Genomic DNA, 17,807 nt, shown 5'->3' on the forward strand with positions numbered 1-17,807 from the left:
GCGCAGCATTGCTTCCATTCCGGCCAGAGTTCAATCTCAGACCAAATCAAAAGCAGTTTACTTGTCTAATATACCGTAAAAATCGCTATTTTGCAAGGATATCCGCCTTTTTCTTGACAAGGTGGCCCTGTTCACGCTAAAATATCAGAGATTGAATGGAGGATTTAAAATGGCTGATTTTAAAAAGGAAATAGAAAGACGCCGTACATTTGCAATTATTTCTCATCCCGATGCCGGTAAGACGACATTGACTGAGAAATTCCTGCTCTATGGCGGTGCCATCAATCTGGCCGGCTCCGTAAAGGGAAAGAAAACAGCAAAGCATGCTGTCTCCGACTGGATGGAAATTGAGAAGGAAAGAGGTATTTCTGTTACCTCTTCCGTTATGCAGTTTAACTATAAAGATTATTGTATCAACATTCTGGACACACCGGGACATCAGGATTTCTCTGAAGATACCTATCGTACACTGATGGCCGCTGACTCCGCTGTCATGGTCATTGATGCTTCCAAGGGTGTTGAGGCACAGACCATCAAGCTTTTCAAGGTTTGTGTGCTGCGCCATATTCCGATTTTTACATTTATTAACAAGCTGGACCGTGAAGCCCAGGATCCTTTTGACCTGATGGAAGATATCGAATCCGTCCTCGGTATCCATACATGCCCGATCAACTGGCCTATCGGCAGCGGTAAGGAATTTAAGGGTGTCTACGACCGTCAGACACATCATATCCATGCTTTCACTGAGAATAACAACGGTATGAAAGCTGCATCCGACAGGGATCTGACCATGGATTCTCCTGAACTTGAGCAGGAACTTGGATCCGAACTTTATGAAAGACTTGTAGATGATATTGAACTTTTAGATGGTGCCAGCGATGAACTGGATATGGATCTTGTCTCCAAAGGTCAGCTCTCTCCTGTCTTCTTCGGTTCTGCCCTGAATAACTTCGGTATTGAGCTTTTCCTGAATTACTTTCTGGAGATGACAAGCTCTCCGTTGCCGAGAATGTCTGACTCCGGTCTCATCGATACCTTCAGCCCGGACTTCTCAGCTTTTGTATTCAAGATCCAGGCCAATATGAACAAGGCACACCGCGACCGAATTGCTTTCATGCGTATCTGTTCCGGCAAGTTTGACGCTGACAAGGAAGTTTATCATGTGCAGGGCAAGAAGAAGCTCCGTCTTTCCCAGCCGCAGCAGCTGATGGCTCAGGAACGTAAGGTTATCAGCGAAGCCTATGCCGGGGATATCATCGGTGTCTTTGACCCGGGTATTTTCTCCATCGGAGATACCGTCTGTACACCCGGCAAGAAATTCGCCTTTGAAGGTATTCCGACTTTCGCACCTGAGCATTTTGCCAAGGTTCGTCAGGTAGATACCATGAAGCGTAAGCAGTTCATCAAAGGTATCTCCCAGATTGCCCAGGAAGGTGCCATCCAGATCTTCCAGGAATATAACACCGGTATGGAAGAGATCATCGTGGGCGTTGTCGGTGTCCTTCAGTTCGACGTTCTGAAGCACCGTCTGCTCAATGAATACGGCGTTGAGATCCGACTTGAGACAATGCCTCATGAATACATCCGCTGGATTGCCAATAAAGAGGACTTTGATACGAATAAGATTATCGGTACATCCGATATGAAGCGCATCAAGGATCTGAAAGGCAACCCACTGCTGCTCTTTGTTCATGAATGGGCAGTACAGTCTGTATTAGATAAGAATAAAGGTCTTGAACTTTCCGAGTTCGGCCGCTGGTGATAAAAAGTGAAAGCTCCCTGAAAACAACGTGCACCCGCACGAAACGTTTTCAGGGAGCTTTCACTTTTTATATAGCGGTCTCTTTCTTAATTATGCAGATTGAACTCGCTCTGCTAATAGTCTGTTACTGTTGATTTTTCTGCAATGCCCCAGTAGCTCTTGCCTGGCTCCAGTTTAACACCCTTCAGGTAAGCCAACTCTGATATCGTAACCAACTGATATCCGTCATTCACCAGTTCAGGTATTATTGTCTTACAGGCTTCAATTGTTGTCGAATGGATATCATGCATCAGTATAACAGCGCCATCCCAGTCCTGCTCCTTATACTTTTCCACAAGTGAAATGACACTGGCTGTATTCTTATTCTTCCAATCTAATGTATCCACATCCCACATAATAAAAGGCTGTGATACATTGGCCGGTACAATATCATTGTTTGCATCACCATACGGCGGTCTGACCAAACGGCAGGCCTTGCCGGAGTACTGCTTGATCAGTTCATTCGTCTTATCTATCTGATCACGAACGCCCTGTGCATCCAATCTTGTCAGCTGTGTATGGTCATAACTATGATTGCCGATCTCACAGCCAAGTTCAACCATTCTTTTCAGCAAAGGCGCAGATTCATCATTGAGTCTGTTGCCCAAGCAAAAAAATGTTGCTTTGCTGTCATACTGTTCAAGAAGATCCAACAGATCACTGGTACCATTTGTCTCATCTGTACTCGGACCATCATCAAAGGTTAATGCAATGATCTTCTTGTTTGGGTCATATTTTCTGGTGGAAATAAAATCCATCAGCTCATCACTGGATGAAGACATATCGCCTAATAAAGTCGGCAGGCTGTCGGTGATAACATTTTGAAACTCCTTTGTCATCTGCTCAACTGTACCGATCACATCATGGATCTGTGTTAATTCTTCTTCGGAGTATAATTTCTTACCTGAACATCCCGTCAGCATACCGCACAACAGGACGATCACTCCGAGAACGCCTGCCAGCCTTTTCAGCCCTTTCATATTCTTCTCCTTCTTATTGCTGTGATTTACAAAACAGCTGTCTTCATCATTTGTTTCATTTATTCTGTGCATTCGTCTGAAGTTTCTCCCTCTTCTTTATGAGTTTCTTCAGCTGCAGCATCCGATGCAGATTCTTCTTCTGATTCCCCGGCATCCTCAGCTGCTTCCGGTTCCTCAGCTGCTGTATCAGATGCTTCATCTGCACTTTCTTCATTCTCATCTTCAGCATCTACGCTGTCATCTTCATCCTCCTCAACCACATGGATAATCTCTGCACCGCATTTCGGGCAATAGGATGCATCCTTATCTACTTCCGCCTGGCAGTTAGAACAGATGACAACACCTTTTAAGAGAGCGGCTCTCTGTTCAGCTTCGTTGATTGCATGCTGGCAGGATGTAATCTTCTCACAAAGTTCTGCCATTTCTTTTGGCATATCACCATCTGCATACTTTTCAAAATATAATTGTCCCAGAGATTCATATAAAGATTTCATATCCCCTTCCAAAGAAACTTTCTTCAATTTTGCCTTCTGAATCTCAATGGCAGTACTTGATTTCTTCATTACACTTTCTGAAGTTTTTGCTACTGTGTCTGTTACGCCTGATAAATTTTTCTTAAGTTCATCAAAAAATGCCATAATTTTGCCCTCCTGTATAAATTATGTATACTATTCCCAACTATCACTCTATATAGTCGAAAACTTTTTGTCTTCATTTCTTATTATAACCCTTTATCTGCGTCCTGTCACCAGTTCATGAAAAGTTTTCAGAAGATTCAGCCGACCATATCCCCATGCTTTATCCGGGTAAACCATATCTTCGCTGCGCATGGCCCCAAGTGTCAGATATTTGATCATCTTATGACTGTTCAACTGCAGGTCATTGCCCTTTAAAAGGCCCCATTCCATCAACATAGCGGCTGCTCCTGCTGCCAGAGCCGCTGATACACTTGTACCTGTCCGTATGCCGTATCTCCCACCGGGAACCGGTCCAGACAAATTGACCCCCGGAGCCACAAGATCCGGTTTGATACGGCTGTCAACCGTAAATCCTCTGCCTGATGCGGCATACAGACTATTGTTCACATTATTGAAGGCACCCACGGAAATACCGTCATCCGCACAGGCTGCATCCGAAAGTGTCACATCCGGATCCGATCTCAGGAAATACGTTCCCTCTGAAATAAACTGTTGCATAGGCAGCCATATATGGAAGCGCCTGTTCACAGCCGCTGCACCGTATATATATACTTTCCATATACCCGCTGTCGGCGCACGAAATCTCAGAAAAATCACCTGTTGTCCTGACTGAGACTCAACCTGCTGATTGTATACGAATATTTCTGTCTGATCAAATATCAGACGAATTGTCTGACTTTTCCCGCCAGCCGGAGTCACACGATCGATCCGCTCACCAGCCGGAGATTCAATGCCAATGTTATAAATATCCGGATACTGCGCCCACAGCTCCAGGGAAAAAGATTTCTCCTTCTCATCCACTCTGATCTCCGCTTCTGCACGGTCCTGCCCCTGCGGAAGTATACCTGCAAAATGATGCCTTGTATTGGCCTCATTGCCGGCCGCTGTGACAACACAGACACCGCTGAACCCGGACACATCATTCACCATCTGACTCAAATAAGACTGTCCTGTATGTCCTCCGCTGCTGGTTCCGACCCCGAGCAAAATGATCAAAGGCATTTCTGCCTGACGGGCTTTCCCGACGCAATAGCTGATGCCCGCCATAATATCATTCTCCTGATAGGCCGGTACCCCCGTCATCAAACCATAGAACTGTCTCAGATACTGCTTACATGGTTTTAACTTCACAACGCACAGTGAGGCATTGGGAGCAGCTCCCGAAAATGCTTCCGTTTCAGCGACTCTTCCGGCTGCCACACCTGCCAGGAATGTCCCATGACCATTCTCATCCACCGAAGGGATCACCGCAAGTTTTTCCTCCGACGCCAGTGCCTGATTGATCTGTTCTTCTGTATACTCTGTCCCGTACAAAAATCCTTCCGGCTTCTGTCCCTCCCGGACTGTCTGATCCCATATAGCATAAATCTTCGTTGAACGGTCTTCATAGACAAAAGCCGGATGTGTATAATCTATCCCTGTATCTATGATCCCGATCATCACACCGGATCCCCTCAGATTCAGATAAGGGTTTCTGTGCATATATAAAATACCGGTATCTTCCAGACCAGCTGTATCCAGCAAACCATACAGTGCCGGTATCATGCTGATATTATAATCTTCCAGAATCGTCTGCATAGAAGTCTCACCTGCCAGGTGCATCACTGCATACCTTCCTCCGACAGCTTCAATACACACCGGTTGGTATGTACGGATAATACTGGAAAAATCCTGAAAATATTCTTTAATATAGTCTCTGTAATCTTCACTGTAGATCACATCTTCACAAAACACAGTATCCTGATCTTCCGGCATAACATTTCCCACCTGCTTGTTTTATCAGACTATATGCATGTTCCTTCACGATTATGACCAGCGGTGTTCCTCTCCTAGTTATTGGCCAACGGGCTATCCGGAAGCGCCGGTGTTCCGCGCATGGTGATCATCGGACTGCCTTTGCCTTCAATATAAGCCTTGGTGATTGTAACAGTACCGATGTTGTCATCCTTCGGAATCTCGTACATGATATCCAGCATAAATTCTTCGATAATGGAACGAAGTGCTCTGGCTCCGGTTTTCTTGGCGATGGCCTTATCTGCGATCACACCAAGGGCCTCATCATCAAATCTCAGGTCTACCTCATCCAGTGCCAGCAGTTTCTGATACTGTCTGAGGATTGCATTCTTCGGCTCCTTCAAAATTCGTACCATCATATCGCGGTTCAAACCTTCCAGAGTCACTGTGATCGGCAGACGTCCGATAAATTCAGGGATCATGCCAAATGCTCTGAGGTCATCAATGGTCACTTTGCTGACAATATTCCTGTCCTGATCGTACTTATCTTTCAGCTCAGCACTGAACCCAATGGAACTATGACTTGTCAGACGCTCTTTGACAATATTCTCAAGATCCGGAAATGCACCGCCGCAGATAAATAATATATTCCTTGTATCAATGGTTACAAGGGGTACCATGGCATTCTTGCTTGTAGCGCCTACAGGTACCTCCACCTCACTGCCTTCCAACAGCTTCAAGAGTCCCTGCTGTACAGATTCACCGCTGACATCCCTGGCCGTAGTGTTCTTCTTCTTGGCAATCTTGTCAATCTCGTCAATAAAAATAATGCCGCGCTCTGCGCGTTCTGTATCATTGTCAGCAGCTGCCAGAAGCTTCGATACAACACTTTCAATATCATCGCCGATATATCCGGCTTCTGTCAGTGATGTGGCATCTGTAATGGCCAGCGGCACATCCAGGAGTCTTGCCAGTGTCTTGACCAGATATGTCTTGCCGCATCCTGTTGGGCCGATCATGAGAATGTTGGACTTCTCAATTTCTATATCATCCATCGTATTGGTTGCCACACGCTTATAGTGATTATAAACAGCAACAGCAATAGCTTTCTTCGCCCGATCCTGCCCGATCACATACTCATCCAGTTTTGCTTTCAGGATATGAGGTGCCGGAATATTCTTAATATCAAATTCAGGCTGCACCTTCTCATCGTCTTTGGCCTTCTTCTTCAATTTCTGCCTCTTTGGAATCTGGTTCTGGACATTCATCATGTCATCCATATTCATACCGCCGGGAAAAAGATCCTGAATATTCATTCCCTGCATCAGATCCGCATAGTTGCTGCCATCCATTACTCTGAAACTGCGTTCCATGCAGTCAATACAGATACACATATTGTTCATATTCGGAATATGCAGCATACGTCCTGTCTTACTCTCAGGACGTCGGCACATATAGCAGACATCCTCGTATTTTGGTTCATCTTCTGTGTTCTTTATATCATCTTTATTGTAATCACTCATGAAATTTGATCATCCTCCTGTATTAACATCTATTATAGCCTAATCTATGCCAGCGTTCAATTTACATTTTTCTTAATTTTGTCGATTAAATAGACGCTATTTCAGTCATCATTTTCTTTTTTCCATGCCAAAAAGCCGCACAGAATGCAATTATACATTCTGCGCAGCTTTCATTTATTTATTTTATTCTTATATTGATCATTTTATTAATTACTGACCATACTGCTGACCCTGACCATACTGGCCATTCTGCTGATTCTGCCCGTTCTGCTGTGTGCTCTGGCTGCTGTCTTCTGCATCAGCCTTTGAACCCATAATCGTTGTCAGTGTCTGTTCTGAATAATTGCCGTTACTGTCCGGGAACTGTGCTGTAATTGTTACACTGTCACCAGGTGCACAATTCTGGATCAGTTTCTGCAGATCTTCCATTGTTGAAACGTCTTCACCATTGAAGCCTGTAATGATGCATCCTGCCTGCAAACCTGCACGCTGTGCCGCTGAACCGGATGCTACATTGCTGACATAGATACCGGCCGGTGCGTTATAAGCAGAAGCTGTATCCTCATCCAATGTACCGCCTGTAATACCAAGGAATGCCGTTGTCTCATCTGTCTTTGCAACGATTGTACCATCAATGATACCCTTTGCTGTCTCCAAAGCTGTATTGATAGGAATTGCATAGCCCATACCTTCAACAGATGTATCGGAATACTTTACAGTATTCATACCAATGACTTCACCTTTGCCGTTCAATAATGCGCCGCCGCTGTTGCCTGGGTTGATTGCTGCACTTGTCTGAACCAGTGTCATTGTCTTATCTGTTAATGATACTTCTCTGCTGACCGCACTGATGACACCGGTTGTTACAGACTGTCCATAACCCAATGCATTACCAATGGCAATGGCACTTTCTCCGGCTTTCAGCTGATCTGAATCACCCATTACCATCACTGCAATGGCATTCTTTGTATCTTCTGATAACTGAGACATATCAATTGTCAATACTGCGACATCTTTGTCTTCATCATATCCCTTAACGGTTGCTGTTGCTGAATTGCCATCATTAAACTGAACAGATACTTCTTTGGCACCTTCAACAACATGATAATTGGTCATCACATATAAAGTATTATTCTCTTCACTGATGATCATACCGGAACCGGCACCCTTGGATTCCTGCGTATACTGTCTGCCGAACCAGTCTGTTGAAGTCGATTCAACCGTTGTATTCACTGCAACAATTCCCGGCATAACATTAGACACAATATCTGATACATCCTTTGAATCTGTTGTTTCCACACCAGCTGCAGATGTCTTCACTATATTGACATTATAAGCTGCTGTACTGCTGTTATTGGCTGATGAAGATATACCGGTAGCCTTGTTCACACCAAACATAACGGCTGATGCTGCCAGCCCGAAGACAACACCCAGACAAGCTGCCTTAGCCACTGTCTTACCAAATCCGCCTTTCTTATGTGTATGTTTCTTCTCCGGACCGCCATGGGAACCCGCTCCGCCTCCGTTATATCCTCCGTTGCCGCCATTACCGCCATTACCGCTGTTGCTGCTGTTCTGAGGTGCATGATAATAACTGTAGTCATTGCCTGTTGCATAAGAGCTGCCTGTATGTCCGGCTGAACGTCCGGTTTCACCCACGTTTTCTGAAGCTGTCGTGCTGCTGTGGACCGGCTCTGTATACAGTGTAGAATTTTTAAGATCCTCTCTTGTCATTCTGTATAACCCCGAAGACTCTGCTTCCTCATTCTTCTGCTGTGTTCCTTCCACTGTCGTATGTTCTTCTGAACGATTCTCTGTATCTGTATGATTAACTCTATCCTGATCATCAAATGCCATAATAGAAAACCCCTTTCGTCTTAATTTCTTTTTATGGCTTAATACTAACACCTAATTGTGTTAAGATTGTGAACCAAAAATGAAAAATTTATGTTATAAGATTTATTTAGATATAGAGAAAAAGCTTGTCATATCAGCATTTTTAGAGTATTATTAAGATTGTTTATGCTTTTTAAGCCATACAATTTACAAAATAAATACAGATTTATTTTAACCAATCGAAAGTACATAACGATTACAAAGTGAGGATTTCTACAATGAGTAAACGAAGAAAGAAAAGGAAGTCATCCAAAGCCAAGCGTTGGGGCATTATTTTTGCCGTTGAACTGATTCTGATTCTGATCCTGATTCCTGTTGTGTTTGTTTATGCCAAGCTCTCTCTTGTCAAAACTGCAACAGCAGATGAAGTCAACAAGGCTAATATCGTCATCAACAACGACGTAGACGTCACAACTCAGAAAGCTTTAAAGGGCTACCGCAACATTGCCTTTTTCGGTGTTGACTCCCGTGACGGTTCACTTCAGACCGGTGCACGTTCTGACAGTATCATGGTAATCAGTATTAATCAGGAAACAAAGGATGTGAAGATTACCAGCATCTATCGAGACACATGTCTGAAAGTACCCGGATATGGCTTCACCAAGGCCACCCATGCTTATGCCTACGGCGGTGCCGAACTGGCAATGAGTATGCTGAACACCAATCTTGACTTGGATATCACTGAATTTGCAACTGTTGATTTTGGCGTACTTGCCAAGATTATCGATGCCATCGGCGGTATTGATCTTGATATCAGCGATGCAGAATTCAGTCTGATCAACCCTCTGATCAAAGAACAGAATCGAGTTACCGGTTCAGATTCACCTTATCTGGACGGTCCCGGAACTCAGCATGTCAACGGTACACAGGCAACCGCTTATGCCCGTATCCGAAAGATCGACAGCGACTTCAAACGTGCTGAGCGTCAGCGTATTGTTTTATCCAAAGTATTTGAACAGGCCAAAACAGCCAACATCGGAACTTTACTGAACGTCATTGATACGATTCTTCCTGAAGTTTATACTAATATGTCCAGCACAGATCTTATCTCACTGGCTAAGGATATATTCAGCTACAATATTGTGGATCAGAGCGGCTGGCCGTTTGAGAAGACAACCAGTTCCTATCAGGATCTCAGCTATGTCTTTGCAGAAGGTCTTGAACAGAATGTCAAGGAACTTCATGCATATCTTTTCAATAACGAGGAGTATTCACCATCTTCTACAGTTAACGAAATCAGTAATGAGCTTTATAACGAAGCCGGTTATTAATATTTTCAACTAGAGAAACACGCTCCGCGAGTTTCTCAGGTTATCGCAGCCTCTACACTCCGTTTCGGTCGTTGCTAAGCGCCAGTGGCGCTTAGCAACGCCAAGTTCTCGTGTAAGTACAGACTTTGGCTCATTACTCACGTCAATAAAAAACAGACCTAAAAAGGTCTGTTTTTTATTGGGATGTTTACTTGTCCCCATACACGATTTTCCAGAGAAGCTCTCTTCCTCTCTGCATTCTTTTTCTGACCGTTGCCGGTTTCAATTCCATCATCTCACTGATTTCCTGCAATGTATAGTGGTGCACCGCATGCATAATCAACAAATCAGCATAAATCTCCGGCATCTTATAAATCTCTTTAACAAGAGATTCATAATAGAGATTGTCTGATGAATTGTCATTTTTAACCATACGCGTTCCGAAATCAGCCTGCATTGTGCAATCGTCCATCAGATAATACTTCTGATTCTTCTTGAGCATCTCATAACAGTCATGTGATACAATCGTAATCAAATAGCTTTTTGTACGATGACTATATGGATCCTCAATGTTGTTGATGTGGCGGTAAACTTTCTCAAATGCTATCTGAACAGCATCTTCCGCCCAATCTCTGTCTCTCAGAATGGCATAGGCTTTTCTTCTCATTGCCTTCCCATACATCTCAAACAACAATGTAAATTTTTCTTCATTCTTTTGATCATACCTAGTCCCCGAATCATCCGTCATGGTTTCGCCTCCTGCAGAGCTCTTATACTATATATACTGTTCTTTTCGACGGATTGTGACATAAACAATGAAAAAAAAGAAAAAAATTTTAATTTTTATGATTTAATCACTTTATGTATGCAAATAATACTTCTTCACACCATTAAAGGCGTATCCCACAAAACACATCAAAGATTTAAAATACCCAAAATTCATATATCGATAGACTTTAAATGTCATTCTTGCTGACTGTAACTTACTCCCTGATTTGCCGGTATTACTTAGTCGGTAATTCAGCAGCGGTTTGTTGATTGCACATGCCTTTCGATATTTCTTTAATATCTGAAGCCACATAATGTAATCTTCATGGCACTCATCATGTACCATCGGAAATTCAGCTGCCACATCCTTACGAATAACCACGGATGAACAATTAATCGGATTCTGAACAAGCAAATCTCTGTAAGTCAAATGTTCCTTTACCCTAATAAATTTTTCTGTTGAATGTCCATCCGGAGTGACAAGCTTCCGACCTGTCGCGCAAAGAACGCAGCCTGTTTTTTTCATCAAATGAAGCTGTGCTTTAAGCTTTCCCGGCTCCCACCAGTCATCACAATCCAGAAATGCAATATATTCACCCTTTGCAGCTCTAACGCCTCTGTTTCGGCTTCTGGCTACACCTATATTGTGTTTATTATGTATGACACGAATCACATCCGTGTCTGCATACTTTTTCAATACATCATCCAGATTATCTGTAGAACCATCGTCTATCACAATAATTTCCAGAGGAACCCCCTGCAAAAGTGCTGATTCTATTGCCTTCCCTATATATGCCGATCCATTATAAACCGGCATAATCACAGATACAATTGGTGTCAATTCTTCTTATCCTCCGTACGCAGTGCCGTCTTCTGTCCACCATCCACACCTTCGGAATTCTCTTTTTGGAACAGAATCTTGACGGTCTGTATAATAATCATCAAATCCAATGCAAATGTATAGTTCTCAATATACGTTAAATCCAATTTCAACTTATCATACGGTGTTGTGCTATATTTGCCAAACACCTGCGCATATCCTGTAAGACCGGCTTTCATCTTCAGTCTGAAATCAAATTCCGGAATACTCTTTTTGTACAATTCTGCAATTTCAGGACGTTCCGGACGCGGCCCTACAAAAGCCATATCGCCTTTCAGGATGTTGAAAAGCTGCGGTAATTCATCTATATGCAGGGCACGTATAACATGTCCTACTGGTGTGATTCTGTCATCATCTTTCTTCGCCAACTGTGCACCTGTCTTCTCAGAGTCAACTTTCATGCTCCTGAATTTATAAATCATAAAAACTTTATGATCATAAGTTAATCTCTCCTGTTTGTAGAAAATCGGTCCACCGTCATACACTTTGATTAAAACAGCTACCAAGATCAGTATTGGTGAAAAGACAACCAATATGATCAATGAAAAGACAATATCTGATATACGCTTTATTAATTTCTGCTCCGCGGTTAATCCACGGTTTCTGAAAAGCATGAGTTCTGTATCAAACAGGTTGATGGTTGTCGAGCTCTTAATCATAATATCTGAAATCTTAGGAATGCTATAACATCGAATCGAATGTGCATAGCAGAACTTTAAAAATTTATTGCGGTATACTGAAGGAATATCTCCGATAACAATCGCTTCATAGCAACTGATCCGCTCAATAACTGCATCATAACCCTCAGAAATATTAATCATGTCTACAATACTGTATTTATCTGTTCTGGATGTCATCTTATTGATCAGTGCCTTTGGATTAATATCTCCATACACCAAAAGCAGCTGTCTCGGCGGATAAATTTTAACATAGATCCATCTCATAAAAATGACCCATATAAGCACTGCCGCAATATCGTAAATAGTCATCTGGATAATCGGCTCAAGATAAGCGCTGAAACGCCAGCGGCCAATCAATGCCAGCTGCACATATGTGACACCGTTGCAGCACAAAACAGCAAGTATCTGAGAGGCAATGACATCTGATACCTTCAGATAGCCTACTTTATATGCGCCATAAATTTTTGAAAAAAAGAAATTAATAAATGCATAGACCCCCATCAATGCCCAGTTGCCTCGTCTCCAATACAGTGCACCAATAACTGACCTGTAATTGTAATATCGATGCCAGATATAATAGAAAATCGCAACCTGCACAAGCAAAATCAGCATTGATGCAAAAAACATAATCAGGCGTTTGTATTGTTCTCTGTTTTCCACTACTTCTTCTCCTTAAAATACAATTCAGAATTCGCCCGTGAATTCAGTACAGAATCTGTGTCCGCTCCTCAGACACATTTATTATTCGAATTCCTGCACTCTAATTATAATCTTATTTTGTCAAAATAACAATGAAAACCTGTGGTAAATGCAAGATTTACCACAGGTTTTGAAGCTTTAATTGTTGAATATTTACCTGATCTCAATGTACTGTGCATAGACATAGCCGTCATAATTCGTACCACTGTATTTTACATTGATATGGTACCATTTGTCGTCATCTTCATCCTGTACATTTCCAGTTATATTAACTTTTGTTCCCTCATCAAGAACAACCAGAACCTTATATGATGTACCAGCGCCGCTTCTCACATTCAGTGAACCATCAATAACATAACCTGTTGATGTCTGACTGCTTTCTGAGCCGTCATCTGACTTGTTGCCGTCTGAAGAAGTACTTGCCTTTTTCAGCATATCTGAACGAATATAGCCTGAATTGCCGGACTGTGCTTTGACTTTGTACCATACCGTACCATTGCTGTCTTTCGCCTCACCAAGTACTGTTAAGGTATCTTCCATATAGATGACTTCTACAACACTCTTGGATAATCCTGCACCGCTTCTCATATTCACGCCATCATCCACTACCTGCATCTTCTGGCCCTTCATATCTGAAGTCGTATCCGTTGTATCATCTTTCTTTGAATTATTGCCGCCTGATGTAGTGGCATCCTTCAAAAGGTCAGAACGGATATAGCCTGTCTTACCCGCAGAAGTCTTGACCTTATACCAGATGCTGCCGCTGCTGTCTTTTGTCTGACCAGTTACAGTCACTGTCTCATTCTGGTAAACAACGCACACAACACCCTTTGAAGTACTTGCACCGCTTCTCACATTCACAGCATCATATGCAACCTTCATTGTCTTGCCGGATACATCTGAATCTGTGTCGGAACTGCTGCCGTTATTTCCGGAATTGCCTGCATTCTTCTTCGTCAAATAAGAAGAATGCACATAGCCCTTCTTATTTCCTGCTGTAATCTTGTACCATAACGTACCATTGCTGTCTTTTGCCTCAGCAGTAATTGTAACCGCAGTATTCTTAGTCAATGTTGTGACAACCGAATAGTTTGTGCCTGCGCCGGAACGCATATTCAAAGCATCACAGTTAACAACTGCCGCAATTGACATTGTATCCTGATTTGTATTGTCATTGCTGTTGTTATTGCTATTGTTGCTATTACTGTCATTCTTTGTCACGGTAATATATTCTGCATAAACATATCCCTTATAACTCTTGCCGCTCTTAGAAAATGTCACACTGTACCATTTGTCGCCACTGCTGTCCTTAGTGGTTCCTGTAATCGTTACAGCCTGGTTTCTTGATACAGTTGTCACTACATCGTACTTTGTACCGGCACCGCTTCTCACATTCAATGAAGAACAATTAACCTTACCTGTACCCGAAGCAGCTGTTGTATCATTGCCGCTGTCAGAGCCATTCGAAGAACTAACTGTAATATATTCTGCACAGGCATAGCCTGTCTTGCCGCTGACTTTCACTTTGTACCACTTTGTACCTTTGCTGTCCTTTGCCTCACCAAGAATATCTACCTTTGTACCCTTGCTGATAGATGTAATGATACTGTTGCCTGTACCGGCACCGCTTCTTACATAAAGACTTGAACAGTTCACTGTACCTGTCGCAATAACCTTGTCTGAATCTTCTGAGGAATTATTATCAGAAGATCCGTTGGAAGGATTTCCGGAAACAGTTCCGCCGCTCTTCTTTCCTTTGTAAATAGCCAATCTGTCAATGGATGACTCGCTGTATGTATCAAACAGATTTGTGCTGCTGACACCCGGATCCAACATATAAACTGTATCACCTTCAATTCTGTCAAGAGTCACCCAATGTCCGCCATTGCGTACGGAAATAATAACACCATAACCATCTTTAATATATTTGGCCATTGTAGAAATCTTTTGGGCCTTTGTCATATTCGCCATACTGACCTTACTCTCATAAAGCGTAAAGCCATCCGCAGCGCCATTAACCTTCGCCCAATACAATGCACCGCCGGAAGTAAAACCACCATTATTGTTCAGATAATTAACAAGTGTTTTCGGTGTAAAACTGGATGCATCTGCACTGCCGGTATGACAGATCAGCATTGCAATCGCTGTAACCAGACATCCCGATGATTTCATCGTGTACTGACTGGCTCCCAAATGAATGCTTCCCCATTCCGGATCTGCCTGTGACCATTCCCTGTAAGCCTGACTGGCTGCATTTGCCTGAATCGGTGTCACAAAAGGTACACACATAATCATAATCATTAACATTGCCAGTATTTTCTTTTTCATATTTCTTCTTCTCACTTGCCTTTCTCTTGTCTTTTTGAAATCTTTCTCACCGACATAAAGAATTTATCTATATATCCGCATAACTGCACTTATTCTATCATAAAATTTAACATTTTAAAAGTCGATTTGTAACAAAAATTTAATTTTTATCAGAAAAGCTGTAAAAAACAGCTGTGATGCAGCAGCACCACAGCTGTTTTTATTATTTACGCGGATAATGAGGCAAAGCCATGCTTGCATGAATCCTTGCCGAATATCGCGATAACGAGTGAAACTCGCAAAACGTGTTTCATCTCATTTATTTCTTTCTGAAGAAAAGTCTGTTCATGGCACTGAAAATCGCACGAACGGATGAACGTGTAATATTGGAACTAATACCAACACCAAAAGCTCTCTCACCAGTCTCTGAATTCATCAATTCAATATAAGATGCTGCCTGTGAGTCTGAACCTGTCGTCAGTGCATGTTCTTCATACATCGTCAGTTTTGTTTTGAAACCACCCTGATTGCACAGTGCATGCTTCACAGCATCGATCGGTCCGTTGCCGAAACCTTCGATTGTCTTTAATTCGTCCTTAAATGTATAAGTCAGAACAACCTTTGTATCGTAACCTTCTACTGTTTCGGAGATATCTTCTGTTCTCATCTTTCTGAAATGCAGAGGATACTTGGCATTGATATACATCTCTCTGAACTTGTCCATAATCTGTGATGGTGATACTTCTCCCTGACGTTCCGAAATTGCCTGAATCTCATCAGACAGCTCTTTGTGCATCACCTTTGGAAGCTTGAAGCCATAGTAGTGATCCATAACGAATGCCACACCGCCCTTGCCGGACTGACTGTTGATTCGAACAATCGGCTCGTACTTCCTTCCGAGATCGGATGGATCGATCGGCAGATACGGAACTTCCCAGTATGGGGACTTTCTCTGCTCCAATGCATGGACACCTTTGTTGATGGCATCCTGATGTGAACCGGAAAATGCAGTAAAGACAAGCTTACCCGCATATGGATGGCGAGGATCAATATCCATCTTTGTACATCTCTCGTAAACTTCGATAATCTCATTCACATTCTCAATATCCAGTTCCGGATTGATTCCCTGTGAAAACATATTGTAAGCAATATTCAGCACATCGACATTGCCTGTACGCTCACCATTGCCGAACAGTGTACCTTCAATTCGATCGGCACCTGCAAGTAAAGCAAGTTCTGATGCAGCTACACCGCAGCCTCTGTCATTGTGCGGATGAATACTCAGGATAATCTTATCACGATCTGTAAAGTGTGTAGACATCCATTCAATCTGATCTGCATATACATTCGGTGTCGTCATCTCAACGGTTGCCGGCAGATTAAAAATAATCGGATTCTCAACAGTTGGCTGCCATACATCCTTAACAGCTTCACAGATTTCAAGCGCAAAATCCATCTCAGTTCCTGTAAAGCTCTCTGGTGAATACTGCAACTGGATATTGCCGTCAAATCCCTTCATATATTTCTTGACCATCTCTGTACCATCAATGGCAATCTGCTTGATTTCTTCACGATTCATATCGAATACAACATCTCTCTGAAGCGTAGATGTTGAATTATAAATATGGATAATCACATTCTTGCAGCCCTGAATAGCTTCAAATGTTCTCTTGATCAGATGCTCTCTGCACTGAATCAGTACCTGCACCTTCACATCGTCCGGAATCAGATTCTGTTCAACCAGTGTTCTCAGAAAATCATATTCAATCTGGGAAGCAGCCGGAAAACCGACTTCGATTTCCTTAAATCCCAGTTTTACAAGCAGCTTGAAGAACTCAATCTTTTCTTCTACAACCATCGGCTCAATCAGCGCCTGATTGCCATCTCTCAAGTCAACGCTGCACCAGATCGGGGCCTTCTGGATTTCCTTATTCGGCCACTGTCTCTCAGGATAATTCAATACAGGTACTCTTTTATATCTTTTATAATTTAACATTATTCTTTCCTCCGTTTAAATCTGAATCATTGTATGAAAATAAAGCCAAAGAATTCCATCAGCTTTATATAAGTCAGCAGTTTCCTCCGAATTCTATCTCTCGATCTATGAGTGACGGAGTCGAAGAACCACTCCATATACAATTAATTTAAACAGTGTCGGACTTAAAATACTAACCCCATGTCTTTCATTCCTTTTCATTCCTAATTCCACGACAAAAGTTGTCCATGTACTACTTTAGCAGAAAAAAGTTTTCCTGTCAAGCATGTGCTTTACAGGAACGACAAAAGCAGGGAAAAGAATCTTTTCCCTGCCCATTTGCTAAAGCTCTCCGAGTCCCTCCTGAATGACCTGCCGTAAATCTTCTAATGCTTCTGCCTCATCGCTTCCATCACAAATCATCGTGATCACATCTCCGTTTTTGATACATGCCGACAAAACACTTAAAACACTCTTGGCATTAACCTCCGTTCCATCAGCTGTTCTAATTGCCACATGTGACTGAAATTTTGTTGCCGCTTTGCATAATATGCCTGCCGGTCTCAGATGAAGTCCTGATGGATTATGTAATTCAATCTCTACACTTACCATTTTT

Annotated in this window: 13 protein-coding genes; 2 read left to right on the forward strand and 11 right to left on the reverse strand. The window is 42.6% G+C overall.

Annotated features, from left to right (window positions below; translation table 11 throughout):
• Nucleotides 1-169 precede the first annotated feature (169 nt).
• Nucleotides 170-1,762 carry a peptide chain release factor 3 gene (locus tag HED67_RS16250; protein WP_221718900.1) on the forward strand — a complete coding sequence of 531 codons (1,593 nt, stop codon included), beginning with the start codon at nucleotides 170-172 and terminating at the stop codon, nucleotides 1,760-1,762.
• A gap of 113 nt (nucleotides 1,763-1,875) precedes the next feature.
• Here the strand turns inward: HED67_RS16250 and HED67_RS16255 are convergent, their stop codons facing one another.
• From HED67_RS16255 to HED67_RS16275, 5 genes are all read right to left on the reverse strand, one after another.
• Complete coding sequence (locus HED67_RS16255; protein ID WP_221718901.1) at nucleotides 1,876-2,853, reverse strand: polysaccharide deacetylase family protein; 978 nt, start codon at nucleotides 2,851-2,853, stop codon at nucleotides 1,876-1,878.
• A complete protein-coding gene (locus tag HED67_RS16260) occupies nucleotides 2,841-3,419 on the reverse strand; it encodes a zinc ribbon domain-containing protein (RefSeq protein ID WP_221718902.1) in 579 nt (192 codons plus the stop codon). The genes HED67_RS16255 and HED67_RS16260 overlap by 13 nt, the downstream gene beginning before the upstream one ends.
• A 93-nt stretch (nucleotides 3,420-3,512) precedes the next feature.
• Nucleotides 3,513-5,234, reverse strand: a complete 1,722-nt coding sequence (locus HED67_RS16265) for a S8 family peptidase (RefSeq protein ID WP_221718903.1) — start codon at nucleotides 5,232-5,234, stop codon at nucleotides 3,513-3,515.
• A gap of 74 nt (nucleotides 5,235-5,308) precedes the next feature.
• Complete coding sequence (clpX, locus tag HED67_RS16270; protein WP_178437775.1) at nucleotides 5,309-6,736, reverse strand: ATP-dependent Clp protease ATP-binding subunit ClpX; 1,428 nt, start codon at nucleotides 6,734-6,736, stop codon at nucleotides 5,309-5,311.
• A 210-nt stretch (nucleotides 6,737-6,946) separates the two neighbouring features.
• Nucleotides 6,947-8,593 carry a S1C family serine protease gene (locus HED67_RS16275; RefSeq protein ID WP_221718904.1) on the reverse strand — a complete coding sequence of 549 codons (1,647 nt, stop codon included), beginning with the start codon at nucleotides 8,591-8,593 and terminating at the stop codon, nucleotides 6,947-6,949.
• A 257-nt stretch (nucleotides 8,594-8,850) separates the two neighbouring features.
• On the opposite strand from HED67_RS16275, the gene HED67_RS16280 reads away from it, so the two are divergent.
• Complete coding sequence (locus tag HED67_RS16280) at nucleotides 8,851-9,903, forward strand: LCP family protein (RefSeq protein ID WP_221718905.1); 1,053 nt, start codon at nucleotides 8,851-8,853, stop codon at nucleotides 9,901-9,903.
• Between the two features lie 187 nt (nucleotides 9,904-10,090).
• Here the strand turns inward: HED67_RS16280 and HED67_RS16285 are convergent, their stop codons facing one another.
• The 6 genes from HED67_RS16285 to HED67_RS16310 form a co-directional block, all read right to left on the reverse strand.
• Nucleotides 10,091-10,630, reverse strand: coding sequence for an RNA polymerase sigma factor (locus tag HED67_RS16285; RefSeq protein WP_178437781.1), 540 nt, complete (start codon nucleotides 10,628-10,630; stop codon nucleotides 10,091-10,093).
• Nucleotides 10,631-10,741: 111 nt separating this feature from the next.
• Entirely contained in the window at nucleotides 10,742-11,491 is a 750-nt protein-coding gene (locus HED67_RS16290) for a glycosyltransferase family 2 protein (RefSeq protein ID WP_246612273.1), read from the reverse strand.
• On the reverse strand, nucleotides 11,488-12,870 hold the full coding sequence (locus HED67_RS16295) for a sugar transferase (RefSeq protein WP_178437789.1): 1,383 nt from the start codon (nucleotides 12,868-12,870) through the stop codon (nucleotides 11,488-11,490). The genes HED67_RS16290 and HED67_RS16295 overlap by 4 nt, the downstream gene beginning before the upstream one ends.
• A gap of 192 nt (nucleotides 12,871-13,062) precedes the next feature.
• Complete coding sequence (locus HED67_RS16300; RefSeq protein WP_178437791.1) at nucleotides 13,063-15,237, reverse strand: SH3 domain-containing protein; 2,175 nt, start codon at nucleotides 15,235-15,237, stop codon at nucleotides 13,063-13,065.
• 298 nt (nucleotides 15,238-15,535) lie between these two features.
• The gene (gene leuA / locus HED67_RS16305; RefSeq protein WP_221718906.1) at nucleotides 15,536-17,212 is read right to left on the reverse strand and encodes a 2-isopropylmalate synthase; all 1,677 of its coding nucleotides are present in this window, start codon (nucleotides 17,210-17,212) and stop codon (nucleotides 15,536-15,538) included.
• A gap of 321 nt (nucleotides 17,213-17,533) precedes the next feature.
• Nucleotides 17,534-17,803, reverse strand: coding sequence for an HPr family phosphocarrier protein (locus tag HED67_RS16310; RefSeq protein ID WP_178437795.1), 270 nt, complete (start codon nucleotides 17,801-17,803; stop codon nucleotides 17,534-17,536).
• Nucleotides 17,804-17,807: the final 4 nt, after the last annotated feature.

Source organism: Pseudocoprococcus catus (assembly GCF_019734885.1).
GTDB lineage: Bacteria > Bacillota > Clostridia > Lachnospirales > Lachnospiraceae > Coprococcus_A > Coprococcus_A catus.

Excerpts from the sequence above, each read along its gene's own strand:
- HED67_RS16250 (WP_221718900.1), top strand. The coding sequence starts at position 170 with ATGGCTGATTTTAAAAAGGAAATAGAAAGACGCCGTACATTTGCAATT.
- HED67_RS16255 (WP_221718901.1), bottom strand. The coding sequence starts at position 2,853 with ATGCACAGAATAAATGAAACAAATGATGAAGACAGCTGTTTTGTAAAT.
- HED67_RS16260 (WP_221718902.1), bottom strand. The coding sequence starts at position 3,419 with ATGGCATTTTTTGATGAACTTAAGAAAAATTTATCAGGCGTAACAGAC.
- HED67_RS16265 (WP_221718903.1), bottom strand. The coding sequence starts at position 5,234 with ATGCCGGAAGATCAGGATACTGTGTTTTGTGAAGATGTGATCTACAGT.
- clpX (WP_178437775.1), bottom strand. The coding sequence starts at position 6,736 with ATGAGTGATTACAATAAAGATGATATAAAGAACACAGAAGATGAACCA.
- HED67_RS16275 (WP_221718904.1), bottom strand. The coding sequence starts at position 8,593 with ATGGCATTTGATGATCAGGATAGAGTTAATCATACAGATACAGAGAAT.
- HED67_RS16280 (WP_221718905.1), top strand. The coding sequence starts at position 8,851 with ATGAGTAAACGAAGAAAGAAAAGGAAGTCATCCAAAGCCAAGCGTTGG.
- HED67_RS16285 (WP_178437781.1), bottom strand. The coding sequence starts at position 10,630 with ATGACGGATGATTCGGGGACTAGGTATGATCAAAAGAATGAAGAAAAA.
- HED67_RS16300 (WP_178437791.1), bottom strand. The coding sequence starts at position 15,237 with ATGAAAAAGAAAATACTGGCAATGTTAATGATTATGATTATGTGTGTA.
- leuA (WP_221718906.1), bottom strand. The coding sequence starts at position 17,212 with ATGTTAAATTATAAAAGATATAAAAGAGTACCTGTATTGAATTATCCT.
- HED67_RS16310 (WP_178437795.1), bottom strand. The coding sequence starts at position 17,803 with ATGGTAAGTGTAGAGATTGAATTACATAATCCATCAGGACTTCATCTG.